Origin of the sequence: Escherichia sp. F1, assembly GCF_046764225.1 — a bacterium.
In the GTDB taxonomy this organism is placed as follows: domain Bacteria; phylum Pseudomonadota; class Gammaproteobacteria; order Enterobacterales; family Enterobacteriaceae; genus Escherichia; species Escherichia coli.
Genome location: NZ_CP177202.1, coordinates 1,834,870 through 1,855,362 on the forward strand (window position 1 = coordinate 1,834,870; position 20,493 = coordinate 1,855,362).

General features: G+C 52.3%; 16 protein-coding genes. 7 read left to right on the forward strand and 9 right to left on the reverse strand.

Annotated features, from left to right (window positions below):
• Positions 1–13 precede the first annotated feature (13 nt).
• The 6 genes from gatZ (at position 14) to ACK8NJ_RS08835 (ending at position 5,379) form a co-directional block, all read left to right on the forward strand.
• Positions 14–1,276, forward strand: a complete 1,263-nt coding sequence (gene gatZ, locus ACK8NJ_RS08810; protein ID WP_411962361.1) for a tagatose-bisphosphate aldolase subunit GatZ — start codon at positions 14–16, stop codon at positions 1,274–1,276.
• Positions 1,277–1,285: 9 nt separating this feature from the next.
• Positions 1,286–1,738: a PTS galactitol transporter subunit IIA gene (gene gatA, locus ACK8NJ_RS08815; RefSeq protein ID WP_089567850.1), complete on the forward strand. Its 453-nt coding sequence runs from the start codon at positions 1,286–1,288 to the stop codon at positions 1,736–1,738.
• Positions 1,739–1,768: 30 nt separating this feature from the next.
• Entirely contained in the window at positions 1,769–2,053 is a 285-nt protein-coding gene (gene gatB, locus ACK8NJ_RS08820; RefSeq protein ID WP_000823282.1) for a PTS galactitol transporter subunit IIB, read from the forward strand.
• A 3-nt stretch (positions 2,054–2,056) separates the two neighbouring features.
• Positions 2,057–3,412: a PTS galactitol transporter subunit IIC gene (locus ACK8NJ_RS08825; protein ID WP_411962362.1), complete on the forward strand. Its 1,356-nt coding sequence runs from the start codon at positions 2,057–2,059 to the stop codon at positions 3,410–3,412.
• A gap of 47 nt (positions 3,413–3,459) precedes the next feature.
• The gene (gatD, locus tag ACK8NJ_RS08830; protein WP_411962363.1) at positions 3,460–4,500 is read left to right on the forward strand and encodes a galactitol-1-phosphate 5-dehydrogenase; all 1,041 of its coding nucleotides are present in this window, start codon (positions 3,460–3,462) and stop codon (positions 4,498–4,500) included.
• A gap of 105 nt (positions 4,501–4,605) precedes the next feature.
• Entirely contained in the window at positions 4,606–5,379 is a 774-nt protein-coding gene (locus tag ACK8NJ_RS08835; RefSeq protein ID WP_001295426.1) for a DeoR/GlpR family DNA-binding transcription regulator, read from the forward strand.
• A gap of 81 nt (positions 5,380–5,460) precedes the next feature.
• Here the strand turns inward: ACK8NJ_RS08835 and yegS are convergent, their stop codons facing one another.
• On the reverse strand, positions 5,461–6,360 hold the full coding sequence (gene yegS, locus ACK8NJ_RS08840; protein WP_000807362.1) for a lipid kinase YegS: 900 nt from the start codon (positions 6,358–6,360) through the stop codon (positions 5,461–5,463).
• A gap of 405 nt (positions 6,361–6,765) precedes the next feature.
• On the opposite strand from yegS, the gene yegR reads away from it, so the two are divergent.
• Positions 6,766–7,083 carry a protein YegR gene (gene yegR / locus ACK8NJ_RS08845; RefSeq protein WP_001308758.1) on the forward strand — a complete coding sequence of 106 codons (318 nt, stop codon included), beginning with the start codon at positions 6,766–6,768 and terminating at the stop codon, positions 7,081–7,083.
• A 329-nt stretch (positions 7,084–7,412) separates the two neighbouring features.
• On the opposite strand, the gene yegQ is transcribed toward yegR, so the two are convergent.
• The 8 genes from yegQ to mdtA all read right to left on the reverse strand — a co-directional run bounded on the left by yegQ (position 7,413) and on the right by mdtA (position 20,416).
• The gene (yegQ, locus tag ACK8NJ_RS08850) at positions 7,413–8,774 is read right to left on the reverse strand and encodes a tRNA 5-hydroxyuridine modification protein YegQ (protein WP_000476012.1); all 1,362 of its coding nucleotides are present in this window, start codon (positions 8,772–8,774) and stop codon (positions 7,413–7,415) included.
• A 147-nt stretch (positions 8,775–8,921) separates the two neighbouring features.
• Positions 8,922–9,254, reverse strand: a complete 333-nt coding sequence (locus tag ACK8NJ_RS08855; RefSeq protein WP_000929408.1) for a YegP family protein — start codon at positions 9,252–9,254, stop codon at positions 8,922–8,924.
• Positions 9,255–9,433: 179 nt separating this feature from the next.
• The gene (baeR, locus tag ACK8NJ_RS08860; RefSeq protein ID WP_000137877.1) at positions 9,434–10,156 is read right to left on the reverse strand and encodes a two-component system response regulator BaeR; all 723 of its coding nucleotides are present in this window, start codon (positions 10,154–10,156) and stop codon (positions 9,434–9,436) included.
• Complete coding sequence (baeS, locus tag ACK8NJ_RS08865) at positions 10,153–11,556, reverse strand: two-component system sensor histidine kinase BaeS (RefSeq protein WP_059328004.1); 1,404 nt, start codon at positions 11,554–11,556, stop codon at positions 10,153–10,155. Before baeS ends, baeR begins: the two co-directional genes overlap by 4 nt.
• Positions 11,553–12,968 carry an MFS transporter gene (locus ACK8NJ_RS08870; protein WP_370925865.1) on the reverse strand — a complete coding sequence of 472 codons (1,416 nt, stop codon included), beginning with the start codon at positions 12,966–12,968 and terminating at the stop codon, positions 11,553–11,555. Before ACK8NJ_RS08870 ends, baeS begins: the two co-directional genes overlap by 4 nt.
• Positions 12,969–16,046, reverse strand: coding sequence for a multidrug efflux RND transporter permease subunit MdtC (gene mdtC / locus ACK8NJ_RS08875; RefSeq protein WP_255377625.1), 3,078 nt, complete (start codon positions 16,044–16,046; stop codon positions 12,969–12,971). It lies immediately after the preceding gene.
• Positions 16,047–19,169, reverse strand: a complete 3,123-nt coding sequence (gene mdtB, locus ACK8NJ_RS08880) for a multidrug efflux RND transporter permease subunit MdtB (RefSeq protein ID WP_247792587.1) — start codon at positions 19,167–19,169, stop codon at positions 16,047–16,049. It abuts the gene before it with no gap.
• Positions 19,169–20,416: a multidrug efflux RND transporter subunit MdtA gene (gene mdtA / locus ACK8NJ_RS08885; RefSeq protein WP_411962364.1), complete on the reverse strand. Its 1,248-nt coding sequence runs from the start codon at positions 20,414–20,416 to the stop codon at positions 19,169–19,171. Before mdtA ends, mdtB begins: the two co-directional genes overlap by 1 nt.
• Positions 20,417–20,493: the final 77 nt, after the last annotated feature.

Here is a 20,493-nt window from a genome sequence, read left to right on the forward strand (position 1 = left end):
ACAAGGAAAAAATATGAAAACGTTAATTGCCCGGCATAAAGCTGGTGAACATATCGGCATATGTTCAGTCTGTTCTGCCCATCCGTTGGTTATCGAAGCGGCGCTGGCATTTGATCGCAACAGCACGCGCAAAGTGCTGATTGAAGCAACGTCAAACCAGGTCAATCAATTTGGCGGTTATACCGGAATGACACCGGCAGACTTTCGCAAATTTGTTTTTACGATTGCCGATAAAGTCGGATTTGCGCGCGAGCGCATTATTCTCGGCGGTGACCATCTGGGGCCAAACTGCTGGCAGCAAGAAAATGCGGATGCGGCGATGGAAAAATCCGTCGAGCTGGTAAAGGCATATGTTCGTGCTGGCTTCAGTAAAATTCATCTTGATGCGTCAATGTCCTGCGCGGGGGATCCCATACCGTTAGCACCAGAAACGGTTGCGGAACGAGCTGCTGTGCTGTGCTTTGCTGCGGAAAGTGTGGCGACAGATTGCCAGCGTGAGCAACTGAGCTATGTCATTGGCACCGAAGTTCCGGTTCCGGGCGGTGAGGCCAGCGCCATTCAGTCAGTACACATCACCCATGTTGAAGATGCCGCCAATACTTTACGTACGCATCAAAAGGCCTTTATTTCTCGTGGGCTGACAGAGGCGTTAACACGCGTGATTGCCATCGTGGTGCAGCCGGGTGTGGAATTTGATCACAGCAATATTATCCATTATCAGGCGCAAGAAGCGCAGGCGCTGGCGCAATGGATAGAAAACACCCGAATGGTTTATGAAGCACATTCTACCGATTACCAGACCCGGACGGCTTATTGGGAATTAGTTCGCGATCATTTTGCAATTTTGAAAGTCGGTCCCGCATTAACCTTTGCTTTACGTGAGGCGATATTTGCGCTGGCGCAAATTGAGCAGGAACTTATCGCCCCCGAAAATCGCAGCGGTTGCCTGGCGGTAATTGAAGAAGTGATGCTCGACGAACCGCAATACTGGAAGAAATATTATCGCCCGGGTTTTAACGATTCATTACTGGATATTCGTTACAGCCTGTCGGATCGTATTCGTTATTACTGGCCGCATAGTCGGATTAAAAATAGCGTCGAAACGATGATGGTGAATCTGCAAGGCATGGAAATCCCTCTGGGCATGATTAGTCAGTATCTTCCTAAACAATTTGAACGCATTCAGTCCGGGGAATTATCAGCAATACCGCATCAGTTGATTATGGATAAAATTTATGATGTTTTGCGCGCCTATCGCTACGGCTGTGCGGAATAAGGACGGTATATGACTAACCTGTTTGTTCGTAGCGGAATTTCTTTTGTCGATCGTAGCGAAGTTTTAACCCATATCGGTAATGAGATGCTCGCGAAAGGTGTGGTTCATGATACCTGGCCACAGGCATTAATTGCCAGAGAAGCAGAATTCCCTACCGGGATAATGCTTGAGCAGCACGCCATTGCAATACCGCATTGTGAGGCGATTCATGCTAAGTCGTCAGCCATTTATCTGTTAAGGCCAACAAATAAAGTTCATTTTCAGCAAGCGGATGATGATAATGACGTGGCGGTATCGTTGGTTATTGCGTTGATTGTGGAAAATCCGCAGCAGCAATTGAAACTTTTACGCTGTTTATTTGGCAAGTTACAACAGCCCGAGATCGTCGAGACACTAATTACTCTTCCTGAAACTCAGTTAAAGGAATACTTCACAAAGTATTTTTTAGATTCAGACGAATAAATCCCTCTGTAACAATAAAAAGGACTATTTATGAAACGCAAGATTATTGTCGCTTGCGGAGGCGCGGTTGCGACCTCCACGATGGCGGCGGAAGAAATTAAAGAGTTGTGTCAGAGTCATAATATTCCTGTTGAATTAATCCAGTGTCGGGTTAATGAAATAGAGACCTATATGGATGGTGTGCATTTGATATGTACTACCGCCAAAGTTGACCGTAGTTTTGGCGATATTCCGTTAGTTCACGGCATGCCTTTTGTTTCTGGTGTCGGTATCGAAGCATTACAAAATAAAATTCTGACTATCTTACAGGGGTGACCTATGTTTTCAGAAGTCATGCGTTATATTCTCGACCTCGGCCCTACGGTGATGCTGCCGATTGTCATCATTATTTTTTCTAAAATATTAGGCATGAAGGCAGGCGATTGCTTTAAAGCGGGTCTGCATATCGGGATTGGCTTTGTTGGCATTGGCCTTGTGATTGGCTTAATGCTGGATTCCATTGGTCCGGCGGCGAAAGCGATGGCGGAAAATTTCGACCTGAATCTGCATGTGGTCGATGTCGGTTGGCCGGGCTCTTCACCAATGACCTGGGCGTCGCAAATTGCGCTGGTGGCGATTCCGATTGCGATTCTGGTTAACGTGGCGATGCTACTGACCCGTATGACGCGGGTGGTAAATGTTGATATCTGGAATATCTGGCATATGACCTTCACCGGCGCGTTGCTGCACCTGGCAACCGGTTCATGGATGATAGGGATGGCAGGTGTGGTAATTCACGCGGCGTTTGTTTATAAGCTCGGCGACTGGTTTGCCCGCGATACTCGAAATTTCTTTGAGCTGGAAGGCATTGCTATTCCGCACGGTACGTCGGCGTATATGGGGCCAATTGCGGTGCTGGTCGATGCTATCATCGAGAAAATCCCAGGCGTTAACCGAATTAAATTTAGCGCCGACGATATTCAGCGCAAATTTGGTCCGTTTGGCGAGCCTGTCACCGTGGGTTTTGTGATGGGGCTGATTATCGGCATCCTCGCGGGTTACGATGTCAAAGGTGTATTGCAGCTGGCGGTAAAAACGGCGGCGGTGATGCTGCTGATGCCACGGGTGATTAAACCCATCATGGATGGTTTAACGCCCATCGCTAAGCAGGCCCGTAGTCGTTTACAGGCGAAGTTCGGCGGTCAGGAGTTCCTGATTGGCCTTGATCCGGCGTTGCTGCTGGGGCATACGGCGGTGGTATCGGCAAGCCTGATTTTTATTCCACTCACCATTTTAATTGCTGTTTGTGTGCCGGGTAATCAGGTGCTGCCGTTTGGCGATCTTGCAACTATCGGCTTCTTCGTGGCGATGGCGGTCGCGGTGCATCGTGGAAATCTGTTCCGCACCTTAATCTCGGGTGTCATCATTATGAGCATCACCCTGTGGATCGCGACGCAAACTATTGGTTTGCACACCCAACTGGCGGCTAATGTTGGGGCGTTAAAAGCCGGAGGTATGGTGGCTTCAATGGATCAGGGCGGTTCTCCCATTACCTGGTTACTGATTCAGCTTTTCTCCCCGCAAAATATTCCCGGTTTCATTATTATCGGCGCAATTTATCTTACCGGTATTTTCATGACCTGGCGTAGAGCGCGTGGTTTTATTAAACAAGAGAAAGCCGTTCTCGCAGAATAATTTTTACCTGAGGGGGAGTTTATCCCCCTTAATAATCAGGAGTTTTTATGAAATCAGTGGTGAATGATACTGATGGTATCGTACGCGTTGCCCAACGAGTCATTCCTGAAATTAAACATCAGGATGAGGTGCGGGTAAAAATTGCCAGCTCGGGCTTATGTGGTTCCGATTTACCCAGGATATTTAAAAATGGTGCACATTATTATCCAATAACGTTAGGCCATGAATTTAGCGGCTATATTGATGCGGTGGGATCCGGTGTTGATGATTTACACCCTGGCGATGCGGTTGCCTGTGTACCGTTATTACCCTGTTTTACTTGTCCAGAGTGTTTGAAAGGGTTTTATTCCCAGTGCGCAAAATATGATTTTATTGGCTCACGGCGTGATGGTGGATTTGCTGAATATATTGTCGTTAAGCGAAAAAATGTCTTTGCTCTACCCACGGATATGCCTATTGAGGATGGGGCTTTTATTGAGCCGATTACCGTTGGCCTGCATGCTTTTCATTTAACGCAAGGTTGTGAGAATAAAAACGTTATTATTATTGGTGCCGGAACCATTGGCCTGCTGGCTATTCAGTGCGCTGTCGCGCTGGGAGCAAAGAGTGTGACGGCGATCGACATTAGCTCAGAAAAACTGGCACTGGCAAAATCTTTCGGTGCGATGCAAACATTTAACAGCCTTGAAATGAGCGCGCCGCAAATGCAGGGCGTTTTACGCGAGTTGCGCTTTAATCAGCTTATCCTCGAGACGGCTGGCGTCCCGCAAACCGTCGAACTGGCGGTAGAGATTGCCGGGCCTCATGCCCAGCTGGCGCTGGTGGGTACGTTGCATCAGGATTTGCATTTAACATCGGCAACGTTTGGCAAAATATTACGTAAAGAGCTGACGGTTATCGGCAGCTGGATGAACTACTCCAGCCCTTGGCCTGGGCAGGAGTGGGAAACGGCGAGCCGGTTGCTGACAGAACGTAAGTTAAGCCTGGAGCCATTAATCGCTCACCGTGGAAGCTTTGAAAGCTTCGCCCAGGCGGTGCGTGACATCGCTCGTAATGCTATGCCGGGCAAAGTGTTGCTCATTCCCTGAAACCGCGGGCCAGCGTGATGCTGGCCCGGTATTGTGCAAAACAGATCATTCACCAATGGTCCCCCTTCGTTTACACTAGCCACAATTGAATATGGGTAAATGACGATGAATTCATTCGAGCGAAGGAATAAGATCATCCAATTAGTGAATGAACAGGGAACCGTGCTTGTTCAGGATCTGGCGGGAGTATTTGCTGCCTCGGAAGCGACAATCCGTGCCGATTTGCGCTTTCTCGAACAAAAAGGCGTGGTTACGCGCTTTCATGGCGGTGCGGCGAAAATAATGTCCGGTAATAGTGAAACCGAGACACAGGAAGTCGGGTTTAAAGAGCGATTTCAGCTCGCCAGCGCGCCGAAAAACAGAATAGCGCAGGCGGCAGTCAAAATGATCCACGAAGGGATGACCGTTATTCTCGACAGCGGAAGTACGACAATGCTTATCGCCGAAGGATTAATGACCGCCAAAAATATCACGGTGATTACCAACAGTCTCCCGGCGGCGTTTGCCCTTTCCGAAAATAAAGACATTACTCTGGTCGTCTGTGGTGGCACGGTCCGCCATAAAACGCGCTCGATGCATGGTTCCATTGCCGAGCGTTCATTACAGGATATTAATGCCGATTTAATGTTTGTCGGTGCTGATGGTATTGATGCGGTTAATGGTATTACGACCTTTAATGAAGGTTATTCGATTAGCGGTGCGATGGTCACAGCCGCTAATAAAGTGATTGCCGTTCTCGATTCATCGAAATTTAACCGTCGCGGTTTTAATCAGGTACTGCCAATCGAAAAAATTGACATTATTATTACCGATGATGCCGTGTCAGAGGTGGATAAACTGGCATTGCAGAAGACACGGGTAAAATTAATTACGGTGTAGTATTGCTCTGTATGCCGGATAAGGTGTTTACACCGCATCCGGCATTACGGATTCTCCCTGGTTCAAGAGAGAATAGTTTGATTAACGCAATAATGGACAATCCGGTGGTAATCGACAACGCAACGCCGCCGGAAGTATTTCAATATGAAAATTTTGCCCACTCAACGGTTCGCCATCAAGATTAAAAGTGATTTCGTGTGGGGCTTGTATATCAAACCACGACGAAGCGCCTTCGATAATATTCGGGTTATCTTCGTCAGATTTTAAGGTTGATACGAGAGCTGGAAGAATTTCATCGCCGGTAAAAATGCGCAGTTGCAGCAGGCCATCGTTAATTAACGCGTTCGGGCACAATTGCTGACCGCCACCGGCCTGACGCCCGTTACCAATACCAATGACCAGGGCGTCACCTTGCCAGTGAAAGTTTTCACCGCGGATCTCACAACGGTCCGGTTGCAGAGTATCCATGCGCATTAAGCCATGAATGATGTAAGAGACGCCACCCAGCGCGGCTTTTAATTTTTCCGGCGTTTCTGTGGTAATACGCGTCCCAAACCCGCCTGTCGCCATATTAATAAAACAGGTTTGTTTGTTGACCTGCGCCATATCTATCGCAATGGCGTTACCGGCAATTGCCAGTTTCAGCGCCTTATCCAGAGCCTCAGGAATCCCTACACTAGTGGCAAAATCATTGGCGGTTCCTAATGGCAAAATTCCCAGCGCGGGTATGTCATCCCCCTCACACTGAATCAACGCCGTAGAAACTTCATTAATGGTGCCATCGCCACCACCGGCAATCACCGTTGCGACGCCCAACTTCCGTGCCTCCTCTACATATCGTGCGGCATCGCCTTTCTCCCAGGTGACCCGCACATGGATCGTCATTCCTTCCTCACGCAACAGCATAATTGCTTCGCGCAAGGGTAGATTGTCAGTACTTTTGCCATTAAGAATCAGTAAGCTGGCGGGAAATTCTGCCATGATCGTATGTGCCTTTATGATTGGTCTGTAGATAGTGTAGAGCAGAAAAGAAAAGGTGGAGTCAGAACAGGATGAAAGTCGGAGGATAAAAAGTCAGTTCAAGTATGGAGGATTCAGTGGTTACCACCAGGAGCTTGCAATGGGGACATTGAATGTTAACGGTAGCCATAGGTAAATTTCAAAAAAGAGCATATACCTAATATTCAACTAAACAGTGGCATCTTCAATATAATATATTAAAGCCCTCATGGGGGTACCTGGGCAGGGCTTCATGTCCGTAATTCCTACTTATGTAGGAAATGTTGTACAGAACATTTATTATAATCCTATTCAATTATAATAATCATGCCATTATTATATTTAAACACCAGAGCGTGTCGTTGGTATTTAATGGGGGAAGGTGAGATGAAAAAGATAGCTGCTATATCATTAATTAGTATTTTTCTTATGTCTGGTTGTGCTGTGCATAATGATGAAACAAGTATCGGTAAATTTGGTCTTGCATATAAAAGTAATATTCAGCGTAAACTCGATAACCAATACTACACCGAAGCCGAAGCTTCTTTAGCCAGGGGCAGAATTTCTGGTGCAGAAAATATAGTAAAAAATGATGCAGCTCATTTCTGTGTTACTCAGGGCAAAAAAATGCAGATAGTTGACCTGAAGACAGAAGGTGCAGGATTACATGGCGTCGCTCGTCTGACATTCAAATGTGGAGAGTGAGAATATTTTTTGGTAAGCGTCAAACATGCGCGTTCTGGTTGTGCTTAGCCGGAACCAGTGCGAGCACGATGCCGTTACGTGAAAGGCATCGTGCTATGAAGGGAGATTCTATCGATGTGGTCAATGGAAGACGGTGACCAGGGATAGGGCTTATGCATAAAAAATAAGCCCGTGTAAGGGAGATTACACAGGCTAAGGAGGTGGTTCCTGGTACAGCTAGCATTTTATGGGTTATGTTTTTCAGCGAAACGGATGATAACCTTAATAAATGCAGCTGTATGTGATCGGTTTCTAAGAATTTTCCATCCGGGAAAAATAATCGAAATTAATCACTTACCGTGGGGGTTACGCGTGGTTTCCCCGGAGAAATTACGCATCAGCAGCGCGTAATTTAGCTCAAGATCCTGCGGCACCGGGATCCACACAGTATAACCATCGCCTGGTGCGACCGGCATAGCTTCACCTTTGGCGTTTTCCATATGCTCAAGGGTAAAGTTAATGTTGCCTTGCGGCGTCATCAGCTCAAGGCTGTCGCCAACGGAGAATTTATTTTTCACCGCTACCGCCGCGAGGTCGCCCTTGCGCTCACCGGTAAACTCACCAACAAACTGCTGGCGGTCAGAAACTGAATAACCGTATTCGTAGTTCTGATAATCGTCGTGAGTATGACGACGCAGGAAACCTTCGGTATAGCCACGATGCGCCAGACCTTCCAGAGTTTCCAGCAGGCTGGTATCGAATGGTTTTCCCGCAGCTGCGTCATCGATAGCTTTACGGTAAACCTGCGCGGTGCGTGCGCAATAGTAGAAAGATTTGGTACGGCCTTCGATTTTCAGCGAATGCACTCCCATTTTGGTCAGGCGTTCTACATGGGCGATGGCGCGCAGATCTTTCGAGTTCATGATGTAAGTGCCGTGCTCATCTTCAAACGCGGTCATATACTCGCCCGGACGCTGGGCCTCTTCGATCATAAACACTTTGTCGGTTGGTGCGCCGATACCCAGCGTCGGCTCAACATTTTGCACCGGAATCGGCTCGTACTTGTGTACGATGTTGCCAACGTCATCTTCTTTCCCTTCCTGGACGTTGTACTCCCAGCGGCAGGCGTTGGTGCAGGTGCCCTGGTTCGGGTCGCGCTTGTTGATATAGCCAGAGAGCAGGCAGCGACCGGAGTAGGCCATGCACAGAGCGCCGTGAACGAAGATTTCGATCTCCATATCCGGCACCTGATTGCGGATCTCTTCAATCTCTTCCAGCGACAGCTCGCGAGAGAGGATCACGCGGGTCAGTCCCATTTGCTGCCAGAATTTCACCGTCGCCCAGTTCACGGCGTTAGCCTGTACCGAGAGATGGATCGGCATTTCAGGGAAGTGCTCGCGCACCAGCATAATCAGCCCCGGATCGGACATAATCAGCGCATCCGGCCCCATCTCCACCACCGGTTTCAGGTCACGGATAAAGGTTTTCAGCTTGGCGTTGTGCGGTGCAATGTTGACCACGACATAAAACTTTTTCCCCAGCGCGTGGGCTTCATTGATGCCGAGCTGAAGATTTTCGTGGTTAAATTCGTTGTTGCGCACACGCAGGGAGTAACGCGGCTGGCCCGCATAAACAGCATCTGCGCCATAAGCGAAAGCGTAACGCATATTTTTCAGCGTTCCCGCCGGGGAAAGGAGTTCCGGTTTAAACATAATTCTCTCGTTCTGATGACAGGTCAGATCCGCTTCACCTGATGAAGCGGTTAGGGGAGTGCCCCCACTTTAAGGGCGGGCATTGTAGCGCTGTAGGGGGGATCTGGTAAAGCGCCGGACGCCAACAACACGCGCCCGGCATCGTAATTACGTATTGTCTTTTACCGTCTGGCTTGTGCCATTGGCTTTAACGGAGGCAATTCCGGTTTCACGAGATTGCGCGGTGGCGTACATCTGGCTGGAGCCGATAATTTGATGATTGGCGGCTTTCAGATTGAAATAGAATTTGCCGTTGCTTGCCGTTTTTTTCTCATAGCGTTCTTCTTGCGGGCTGTTGCTACGCACCGACGCGATACCCTTTTCCGCAGAGGCTTTTGAGGTATATAGCTCGCTGGTGAGGATAGTCTCACCATTGCCCGCTTTTAGCACAAACCGGAACTGATTATCACTGCTCTTACTGAGTTCAAACCAACCAGCCATAATGACTCCTTGATTGAAATTGCGTATCGAAAACAGCATCTAAAAGGACTGTTTACCGATTAAAGTATGAGCGATTTTCAGGCGGTTGCCAGGGCGAAGAGATAATGTCAGATAGCCGACAATGCATGGGATAATGTTGCCGGATGCGGCGTGAATGCCTTCTCCGGCAGGTAAAAATGTTAAACGATGCGGCAGGCGTCGGCTTCCCAGCGGTAACCGACGCCGTAAACGGCACGGATAAAGGACTGTTCGGCGTCGAGAGATTCCAGCTTGCGACGCAGGTTTTTAATGTGGCTGTCGATGGTGCGGTCGGTTACTACGCGGTAGTCGTCATAAAGATGATTGAGCAATTGCTCGCGGGAGAACACTTTTCCTGGTTCATGAGAGAGCGTTTTCAGCAGACGAAATTCCGCAGGCGTCAGGTCAAGCATTTTTCCGCGCCATGAAGCCTGAAAACGACCTTCGTCGATAATCAACGGGCTTTCAGCATCCTGTTGCTGCAACTCACGCTGCGGTTTGCAACGGCGCAAAATGGTTTTGACGCGCGCTACCACTTCCCGTGGGCTGTACGGCTTGCAGATATAATCATCTGCGCCAATTTCCAGCCCGAGCAGGCGGTCGATCTCTTCGATTTTCGCCGTCACCATCACGATCGGAATGTCAGAAAAACGACGAATTTCCCGACACAGCGTCAGGCCATCGGTGCCAGGGAGCATCAGATCCAGCAGGATCAGATCCGGTGGTGTCTGGCGCACATACGGCAGTACCTGATCGCCGTGGCTAATCAACGTTGGCGCATAGCTCGCAGCACGCAGATAATCAATGAGTAACTGTCCCAGCTTCGGTTCATCTTCCACGATCAAAATACGCGGTGTGTTTTCGTCGATTGGTAACTCGGTCATACTTCTCTCTGTAAATCCCGTTCCAGCGGTAACTCTACTGTAATGCTTACCCCGCCAAAAGGCGAATGGGCAGCAATAATGCGACCATTATGTGCTTCAACAATGTTCAGGCAAATCGCCAGCCCCAGCCCGGAACCGCCGCTGGCTCGGTTGCGGGAGCCTTCGGTGCGATAAAAACGTTCAAACAATTTTTGTAGCTGATCGTCACTGACGCCCGGCGCGCTGTCGGCAAAGGTCAGTCGCACCGTTTTGTCGTGCTGCTCGGCAGAGATTTTCAGGCTGCCGCCGCTGTCAGTGTAGCGCAGGCTGTTTTCAAGTAAGTTATTGAATAACTGCATTAAACGGTCGCGATCGCCAAATACGGTAATACTGTCTGGCAGGGAAAATTGCAGTTTCAGGCCACGGCTGGCAAATCGTTCGCGAAATGCGCCGCCCGCCACTTCCAGCAGTGGGATCAAATCTACCGGTGCTTTTTGATAGGCGAGAGCGCCTTCATCAGACATCGACAACTGATGAAGATCGTCAACCAGTTTGGTCAGTGTACCGACCTCCGCCTGTAAAGACGCCACCGTCTCCGGCGTGAATTTGCGCACACCATCCTGAATGGCTTCCAGTTCACCGCGCAGCACCGCTAATGGCGTACGCAGTTCGTGAGAAATATCGGCCATAAAATCGCGCCGCATTTGCTGGTTTTTCTCCAGCGTGCTGGCGAGCTGGTTGAAGTCCTGCGCCAGTTTGCCCAGTTCATCTTCACTGGTGGGCGTTACGCGGGTAGTGAAATCGCCCGCAGCCAGTTTGTGCGTGCCGTCCACCAGCCGTTTTACCGGTGCCAGCAAACCACGCGCCAGCAGAAAAGTAGCGAGTGCCGCGAGTAACGTTGCCAGAGCGACAATCAACCAGCTGGTTTGCCGCTGTTGTTTATCGAAATTGATATCAGTATTGCGCGTTAACCGCTCAACAGGGGAGGCAATCACCGCACCCACTTCCGCACCGTTGACCAGAATGGGTCGCCGTGTACCGTCAGGTGGAATCGGCGCTCGCGGACCAACCAGCACTTTGTTGTTTTGATCGATCACCCAGAACTGAGTACGCCAGCCGTGCGGCGGCATACCCGGGCCGGGTTTATCTTCCGAATTATCGTGTTCAAATGAACGCAGGATCTGAAAGACAAAGCGATCGTTGTTGCGCAGGAAGCGCCAGTTGCCATGCTGCGCATACTGCTCGCCAAGCGCATCACTTAACAGCTGTAATCGCTGTTCATTGCCGTGTTTGATGTAATCAATAAAGCCACGCTCAAAACTGATACGCACCGCCCAGTGCATACTGATCAGCAAGACAATGCAGGTGGCGAAAATCGCCAGAAACAGTTTGCCGGTAATACCGGGTCGCCAGAACTTCATTGCGCGCTCCTTTTTCGCCGCGAAATAGCTACATTTTGATGCGTATCGTTCGGCACTCTGGCAAAGATGAACGCCGGAAGGGCGATGATAAACGCCATGCTAAGCCAGGTGTACATAAAGACGGTTTGTGTGGTGCCGCTGTCGACGCTGACATGCTGCGAACCAAAAAGCCCCAGCAACAGCCCGGCGATGGTGACGCCGATACTCATCGACAATTGCATAATCATCGACAGCAGGCTGTTTCCGCTGCTCGCCAGATTGTCCGGGAGATCTTTCAGCGTCAGGGTGTTCATGGAGGAGAAACGGGTCGAGTTGACCATCCCTTGTAAAAACAGGACGAACGGCAAAACGTAGTACCAGCCCAACAGAGCGGTAGTCATAAACAATAGGGTGACCAGCGACAGACCCAGCGTGGTCGCTACCAGTACCCGACGATAACCAAAGCGATTCACTACCTGTACCACAATTCGCTTCATCCCCATGCTGCCGAGCACCATCGGGATCATCATCAGTCCGGCATGAAACGGTGAGAAGCCAATGCCAATTTGCAGGAAAACCGGCGTCATAAAGGGCAACATGCCGCTACCGATACGTCCGGCAAAACTCCCCGCCAGGCCCAGCGAAAAGGTACGAGTACGGAACAGTTTCAGACTGAAAAGAGCGCGGTTGTTATTTCTGGCGTGCAGCAGATAAAGCACCAGTGCTACCACGCCAACTGCGACCAGGCCAGCAATCGCCAGCGGCGATAAACCTGTACCTTTACTGCCGTCCAGCGCCAGGGTTAATACCGCCATGCCAACCGCCAGCAATAAAAAGCCGGAGAGATCAAAGCGCCGCGTCTGCATGGTGTAGTTCGGCATTAACATCAGTGTGGCGATCGCACCGATAATCCCCACCGGAATGTTGATCAAAAAGATCCAGTGCCAGGAGGCGTACTCCACCAGCAGGCCGCCGAGCGCCGGACCGAGCAGCGGCCCGACCTGACCGGGTAACGTGACAAAGGTCATCGCCGCCATATATTGCTCGCGCGGTACGATTTTCATCACCGTAAGCCTTCCGACCGGCACCATCATCGCACCGCCAACGCCCTGTAACGCGCGTGCCAGCAACAGTTCGTTCAGCGTGCCGGAAAGCGCGCAAAACAGTGAACCGAGAGTAAACAGCACGATGGCGGTAAAGAAAATATTGCGCACGCCGACTTTGTCCGCCAGCCAGCCGCTGGCGGGCAGCATCACCGCCACGGTCAGTACATAAGAGACAATGACCATGTGCATATGCAACGGACTTTCCCCGAGACTTTGCGCCATTGAGGGAAGCGCGGTGTTAACGATGGTGGTGTCCAGCGACTGCATAAAGAAGCCGAAAGCCACAATCCACAATTGCCAGCGGGTGCTGTCGGGAAGATCTGTCATTTACTCGGTTACCGTTTGTTTAGGTTTACGCGAAAAACGCAGCCGCAGACGGTCGAAAAAGAGATACACCACCGGCGTGGTATACAGCGTCAGAAGCTGGCTCATGACCAGACCGCCGACAATGGTGATCCCCAATGGTTGCCGCAACTCCGAGCCGTCACCGCCTGACAATACCAGCGGCAGCGCACCAAACAGCGCCGCCAGGGTAGTCATCATAATCGGGCGAAAACGCAGCAGACAGGCCTGGAAAATAGCTTCCTGCGGCGTCAGGTTACCGTGCCGTTGGGCTTCAAGCGCAAAATCGACCATCATAATGGCGTTTTTCTTCACGATGCCGATTAATAGCATGATCCCTATCAGGGCGATTAGGCTGAACGGGGCATTGAACAGCTCCAGCGCCAGCAGCGCTCCAACGCCCGCCGAGGGCAGGGTGGAGAGAATCGTCAGCGGATGTACGTAACTCTCGTAAAGGATACCCAGCACGATATACACCGTGGCGATGGCGGCGATAATCAGGATCACCTGCGAGTTCATCGTCTCCTGGAACACCTGCGCCGTGCCGGCAAAACTACCGCGCACCGTCGAAGGCACGCCAAGCTGGGTCATTGCGCGATCGATCGCCGCACTGGCGTCCGAGAGCGATTTCCCGGTCGGCAGGTTAAACGAAATGGTCGAGGCCGCCGATAATCCCTGATGATTCACCGACAGCGGAGCATTCGCCGGTTGCCATTTAGCGAAATACGACAGCGGGATCGCTTTTCCTTCGTTATTGATAACGAACATTTTTTCCAGCGCGCTGATGTCCTGGGTATAGCGCGGATCCACTTCCATCACCACTTTATACTGGTTCATCGGCTGGTAAATGGTCGAGATTTGCCGCTGACCGAAGGCGTTATTTAACAGACTGTTGGCGGCTTGCACGTCGATTCCCAGCCGTGCCATAGTGTCGCGGTCGTAAACCAGATTCATCTCCGCGCCGTTATCCTGCTGGTCGGAGTTCACGTCCGCCAGTTCCGGCAACGTCGCCAGTTTTTTGCGAATTTTCGGCTCCCATTCGCGCAGTGCCGCCAGGTCGTCGGACAGTAACGTGTACTGATAGCTGGCGTTCGACTGACGCCCACCAACGCGAATATCCTGTACCGCCATCAGGAACAGATTCGCCCCCGGTTCTTTCGCCAGTTTTACGCGCAGACGGTCGATAATTTGCTGCGCCGTTTCGCTGCGTTCGTCGCGTGGCTTGAGGGTGATAAACATCATCCCACTGTTCACCCGCGAACCGCCGGTAAAGCCGGTGACATTATCCACCGCCGGATCGTCACGGATAATTTTCATAAAATCCTGCAACTTACCGCGCATCGCCTGAAACGAAATACTCTGATCCGCCTGTATCCCGCCCATCAACACGCCGGTGTCCTGCTCCGGGAAGAAGGTTTTCGGGATCGAGATATATAGCCAGATATTCAGCGCAATGGTGCCAAGCAGCACCACGCCCACCAGACGGGTATGATTGAGCACCCATTTCAGCGACTTGCCATAGCCTTGTTGCAGGGCTACCAACATGCGACCAAAACCACGCAGTCGCTTTTGCTCGCGCGGCTTGCTGGCTTTCAGCATCCAGCCACACATCATCGGCGTTAGCGTCAGAGAAACCAGCAACGAAATACCAATGGCGACAGAAAGCGTCACGGCAAACTCGCGTAACAGTCGGCCCGGCAATCCGCCCATCAACAGCAGCGGCAGGAACACCGCCACCAGTGACAGACTCATCGACAGCACCGTAAAACCGACTTCGCGAGTACCTTGCAGTGCGGCTTGCAACGGTTTCATTCCCGCTTCCAGATGACGGGCAATGTTTTCCAGCACCACGATGGCGTCATCCACCACGAAACCAGTAGCGATGGTGAGCGCCATTAACGAAAGGTTATTGAGACTGAATCCGCACAGGTACATCGCCGCAAACGTACCAATCAGCGAAACCGGCACCGCAACGGCGGGAATAATAGTGGCGCGACCCGAGCGCAGGAATAAAAACACCACCAGAATCACCAGCGCCACCGAGATAATCAGCGTTTGCTCGACTTCTTCCAGCGAGGCGCGAATGGTGGGGGAGCGATCCTGAGCAATTTGCAGATCAATCGCCGCCGGAATGGTTTCCTGCAACTCCGGTAATTTTGCCCGGATGCTGTCTACCGTCTGGATAATATTGGCTTCCGGCAGCTTGCGGATCATCAGCAAAATAGCCGGTTTGGCGTTGGTCATCCCGGCGTTGCGCACATCCTGCACTGAGTCGGTCACCGTCGCTACATCGCCCAGACGAACCGCGCCGCCGTTGTTGTAATGAATAATCAGCGGCTGATATTCAGCGGCGGTTTTTAGCTCATCGTTGGTCTGGATCTGCCAGCGGTGAGTGCTATCTTCCAGCGCCCCCTGCGGTTTACGCACGTTGGCATTGCTGATGGCAGTGCGAACATCGTCCAGCGACACGCCCTGATTAAACAGCGCTTGCGGGTTCAGCCCAACGCGCACGGCGGGCAGTGAGCTGCCGCCGACATCGACATCACCGACACCGTCGATTTGCGAAATCGTCGGAGCCAGCTGCGTCGAGGCGAAATCGTACAGTTCACCCTGCGAATAAGTATCGGATGTCAGCGTGAGGATCATAATTGGCGCATCCGACGGGTTCGCTTTGCGATAGGTCGGACGGCTTGGCATCCCGCTGGGCAGCAAACTTTGCGCGGCGTTGATCGCCGCTTGCACATCGCGCGCTGCGCCGTTGATATCGCGGTCAAAATCAAACTGCAAAATAATGCGCGTGCTGCCGAGCGAACTGCTGGAGGTCATTTCACTGACCCCGGCAATGCGCCCAAGCGAACGTTCCAGCGGCGTGGCAACGGAAGACGCCATTGTTTCTGGTGATGCACCGGGCAGCGAGGCGCTGACCATAATCACCGGAAAATCGACCTGCGGCAGTGGGGCGACCGGCAGCATACGGAAGCCCAGTATGCCGCACAGGGTAATGGCGACCGACAGTAAAATCGTCGCCACCGGGCGGTAAATGAAGAGGGCAAAAAACTTCACTTACGCCTCCTCTTCATGACGAGCAAAGCGGCTTTTGGTCCACAATGCCAGGCGGTCGAATAGCAGATAAATCACCGGCGTGGTGAACAGCGTCAGCACCTGGCTGACAATCAGACCGCCGACCATGCCGATACCTAACGGACGACGCAGTTCCGCGCCGACCCCGGTACTCAACATCAGCGGCAGCGCGCCAAGCAGAGCCGCCAGGGTGGTCATCAGGATCGGACGAAAACGCAACAGACAAGCCTGGTAGATTGCATCGCGCGGCGACATGCCTTGCTCGCGCTCAGCAGCCAGCGCGAAGTCGATCATCATGATGGCGTTCTTCTTCACGATACCGATCAGCAAAATAATGCCGATAATGGCAATCACATCCAGTTCGCTACCGGCAATCATTAACGCCAGCAGTGCGCCAACACCTGCCGTGGGTAGCGTCGAGAGAATGGTGATCGGGTGAATAAAGCTCTCGTACAGAATGCCGAGCACGATATACATCGCCACCACCGCCGCGACAATCAGCCAGACAGTGCTGCCCAGCGCCGACTGGAAAGCGAGGGTGCTGCCCTGGAACTGCGTGGTGATATCCACCGGCAGATTCAGCGTCTTTTCGGTGTCCATAATCGCCTGCACCGCATCGCCCAGCGAATAGTTATCCGGCACGTTAAAGGAGATAGTCGTTACCGGAAACTGATCCAGATGGTTGATGGAGAGCGGCGCAAAACGCTGCTCAATTTTGGCAATTGAGCTTAGCGGCACCACGCCGCCGTCGCTGCTGGTCAGGCGAATGGTATCCAGCGCCGCGAGGCCTGGGGTATTTTCGGTGTTGTGTTCCAGCACCACGCGATACTGGTTAGCCTGAGTATAAATAGTGGAAATCAGCCGCTGACCAAACGCGTTGTACAGGGCGTTATCGACATCCGCCATGCTGATCCCCAGACGGCTGGCGCTGTCGCGATCAACATTGACATACGCCACCAGCCCTTGGTCCTGCCAGTCGCTGGAGACATCAGAAAGCTGTGGCAACTGCTGGAGTTTTTCCATCAACTGTGGCACCCAGGTACTGAGCGCATCCAGTGACGTGGCCTGCAAGGTAAACTGGTACTGGGTGCGGCTGACCTGAGTATCGATGGTCAGGTCCTGCGTTGGTTGCAGGAAGAGATCGACGCCCGGCACTTTATCCACCGTCGTTTGCAGACGGGCGATGACTTTTTGCACCCGGTCATCTCGTTCATCCAGTGGTTTGAGATTGATCTGTAAACGCGCACTGTTCAGCGACGGGTTAGTGCCATCAACGCCAACAAATGAGGTCAAACTTTGCACTGCCGGATCCTGCAAAATCACGTCCGCGACCTGGCGTTGCCGCTGGGCCATATTGGCAAAGGAGCTGGATTGCGGTGCCTGCAAAGTGCCCTGAATAATGCCGTTGTCCTGCACCGGGAAGAAACCTTTCGGAATGAACACCCACAGCAGCACGCTAAGCAGCAGCGTGCTGAGTGCCACGCTTAAGGTCAGCCACGGATGATTCAGCACTTTCGCCAGTCCACGACCATAGGCGGCGATTATCCTGTCGAACATTTTCTCCGAGGCTCGGGAGAAGCGATTCTGTTTACGCAGTGACTCCTGGCTGAGCATCCGCGCGCACATCATCGGCGTCAGAGTCAGCGACACCACGGCTGAGATCAAAATTGCTACCGCCAGGGTAATGGCAAACTCGCGGAACAGTCGCCCGACGATATCGCCCATAAACAGTAGCGGGATCAGCACTGCAATCAGCGAGAAGGTCAGCGAGATAATGGTAAAACCGATTTCACCTGCGCCTTTGAGCGCCGCCGCCAGCGGTTTTTCGCCTTTTTCGATATAGCGGGAAATATTTTCGATCACCACGATGGCGTCATCGACCACAAATCCGGTGGCGATAGTTAACGCCATCAGCGTCAGGTTATTGATTGAAAAATCGAGAAACACCATGACCGCGAAGGTGCCGATTAACGACAGCGGCACTGCGACGCCGGGAATGATGGTCGCCGGAATATTACGCAAAAACAGGTAGATAATCATGACTACCAGCGCGATAGCCATCATCAATTCAAACTGAGTATCGTCGACCGATGCGCGGATGTTGGTGGTGCGGTCAGAAAGCACCGTCACTTTTACCGATTTCGGCAAACTCTCGGTGAGTTGTGGCAGCATCTGCCGGATGCTGTCGGCGGTGGAGATAATGTTAGCACCGGGCTGGCGCTGAACATTCATCACAATGGCCTGTTCTTTGTTCGCCCACGCGCCGAGCCAGCTGTTTTCTGCTCCTTGCTCTACGGTTGCGACATCGCCCAGACGAATCGGCGCGCCGTTCTGGTAGGCGATGATCAGCTGGCGATACTCTTCGGCGGATTGCATCTGGTCGTTCGCGGAAAGTGTGACCGCACGGGAAGGGCCGTCGAGGCTACCTTTTGCCGAGTTAACGTTAGCGCCGGTAATAGCGGTGCGCACGGTTTCGCTGGTCAGGCCGAGGGCGGCAATCGCCTGAGCGTTAAGTTTGACACGAACAGCCGGACGCTGGCCGCCGGAAAGCGTCACCAGGCCGACGCCGGAAATCTGCGAGATTTTCTGCGCGACGCGGGTTTCCACCATATCTTCCACTTGCGTCATTGGCATGGCGGTTGAGGTGACGGCGAGCGTCATGATTGGTGGATCTGCCGGGTTCACTTTGCTGTAAACCGGCGGGTTAGGCAGATCGCTCGGCAACAAGTTGGTCGCAGCGTTAATCGCGGCCTGCACTTCCTGCTCGGCGACATCGAGCGGTAATGTTAGCTGGAACTGTAAGGTGATAACTGACGCACCGCCGGAACTTTGCGACGACATCTGTTTCAGGCCGGACATCTGCCCGAACTGGCGTTCGAGCGGCGCGGTAACGGCAGAGGTCATGACATCCGGGCTGGCACCAGGGTAGAGGGTGACCACCTGAATGGTTGGATAGTCCACTTCCGGCAGCGCCGAAACGGGCAGGGCACGATAACCGATAATCCCGGCGAGTAAGATCGCCACCATCAGCAGCGTGGTGGCGACAGGACGCATAATAAACAGGCGCGATGGGCCGCCTGTGCTGCTCGGGGGTAACACCTGCATCAGGAGCGTGCTCCTTTTTTCGCGTATTCGCGGCTGGTGGCTTTCTCTTCCGTAGTGGTGGCGCTCTGGGCTTCCACTACTTCCACTTTCGCCCCTTCGGTCAGGCGATCAATGCCGTCTGTCACTACGCGGTCGCCCGCAGAAATACCTGCGCGGATCACCACTTTCTGACTGTCCTGAATGCCCGGCGTCACCAGATGTTTGCTGACCTTGTTTTCGCTATTCAGCACCCAGACAAAATGGCCTTCGTTGCCCATTTGCAGAGCGGCGGTGGGGATCACCACGGCGTTTTGTTCGGTGTCGACTAACATACGCGCGTTAACAAACTGATTGGGAAACAGCGCATCATCCTGATTATTAAAGCGGGCTTTCACTTTAATCGTACCGGTAGTGGCATCGATTTGGTTATCGAGACTTAACAGCTTGCCTTCACTTAATTTCTTCGAGTTGGTGCGATCCCAGGCTTCAACAACCAGCGGTTTTCCGGCTTTTTGCGCCTGTACTACGGTAGTGATATCGCTTTCCGGCAGGGTAAAGAGCAAATCGATAGGATGCGTCTGGGTGATCACCACAATCCCGGTGGTATCACCACTGGAGATTTGGTTACCAACATCAACCTGCTTGAGACCAACGCGACCATCGACTGGTGCGGTGATGCGGCTCCAGTCGAGTTGCAGCTGCGCGCTGGCGACGCTTGCTTCATCAGCCTTAATGGTGCCTTCGGTTTCACTGACCAGCGCTTGTTGGGCATCCAGCTCCTGGCGGGAGACGAGATTGGTTTTTACCAGTTGTTGATAACGCGCCAGGTCACGGCGGGCGTTGGCAAGCGTGGCTTTATCTTTTGCCAGTTGGCCCTTGGCTTGTGCTAATGCAACTTTGAACTGGCTGGGGTCAATTTCTGCCAGTAAATCGCCTGCTTTGACCTGCTGGCCTTCCTGGAAATGTAACGCCATCAGTTGACCATCTACGCGACTGCGCACCGTAACGGTGTTAGCAGCGGTAATCGTGCCAAGCCCGGTGAGGTAACGCGGAACAGCCTGTTCTACGGCGGTCGCCGCCTGAACCGGGGCTAATGGGCCGGACCGCATACCACGGCGACCACCCGCTGGCGATTGCTGCGCTTGTTTCGTCGCCCCTGGGGCTGCACTCCGGGAGTCATTGCGGCCTTGCCAGAACCAGAATGCGGCGATGGCGGCGATAACCACCACGATTACGATTACCCAACGGGATTTATAACTGCCTTTCATCGTTAAGAGTTTCTCTTCCTGAAACGTTTCGCGGAATGATACTAGTGTAGCCAGCCAATAAGGGAGAAAAATGGAGG

Coding starts and splice junctions, on each gene's coding strand:
- gatZ (WP_411962361.1), top strand. CDS start 14: ATGAAAACGTTAATTGCCCGGCATAAAGCTGGTGAACATATCGGCATA.
- gatA (WP_089567850.1), top strand. CDS start 1,286: ATGACTAACCTGTTTGTTCGTAGCGGAATTTCTTTTGTCGATCGTAGC.
- gatB (WP_000823282.1), top strand. CDS start 1,769: ATGAAACGCAAGATTATTGTCGCTTGCGGAGGCGCGGTTGCGACCTCC.
- ACK8NJ_RS08825 (WP_411962362.1), top strand. CDS start 2,057: ATGTTTTCAGAAGTCATGCGTTATATTCTCGACCTCGGCCCTACGGTG.
- gatD (WP_411962363.1), top strand. CDS start 3,460: ATGAAATCAGTGGTGAATGATACTGATGGTATCGTACGCGTTGCCCAA.
- ACK8NJ_RS08835 (WP_001295426.1), top strand. CDS start 4,606: ATGAATTCATTCGAGCGAAGGAATAAGATCATCCAATTAGTGAATGAA.
- yegS (WP_000807362.1), bottom strand. CDS start 6,360: ATGGCAGAATTTCCCGCCAGCTTACTGATTCTTAATGGCAAAAGTACT.
- yegR (WP_001308758.1), top strand. CDS start 6,766: ATGAAAAAGATAGCTGCTATATCATTAATTAGTATTTTTCTTATGTCT.
- yegQ (WP_000476012.1), bottom strand. CDS start 8,774: ATGTTTAAACCGGAACTCCTTTCCCCGGCGGGAACGCTGAAAAATATG.
- ACK8NJ_RS08855 (WP_000929408.1), bottom strand. CDS start 9,254: ATGGCTGGTTGGTTTGAACTCAGTAAGAGCAGTGATAATCAGTTCCGG.
- baeR (WP_000137877.1), bottom strand. CDS start 10,156: ATGACCGAGTTACCAATCGACGAAAACACACCGCGTATTTTGATCGTG.
- baeS (WP_059328004.1), bottom strand. CDS start 11,556: ATGAAGTTCTGGCGACCCGGTATTACCGGCAAACTGTTTCTGGCGATT.
- ACK8NJ_RS08870 (WP_370925865.1), bottom strand. CDS start 12,968: ATGACAGATCTTCCCGACAGCACCCGCTGGCAATTGTGGATTGTGGCT.
- mdtB (WP_247792587.1), bottom strand. CDS start 19,169: ATGCAGGTGTTACCCCCGAGCAGCACAGGCGGCCCATCGCGCCTGTTT.
- mdtA (WP_411962364.1), bottom strand. CDS start 20,416: ATGAAAGGCAGTTATAAATCCCGTTGGGTAATCGTAATCGTGGTGGTT.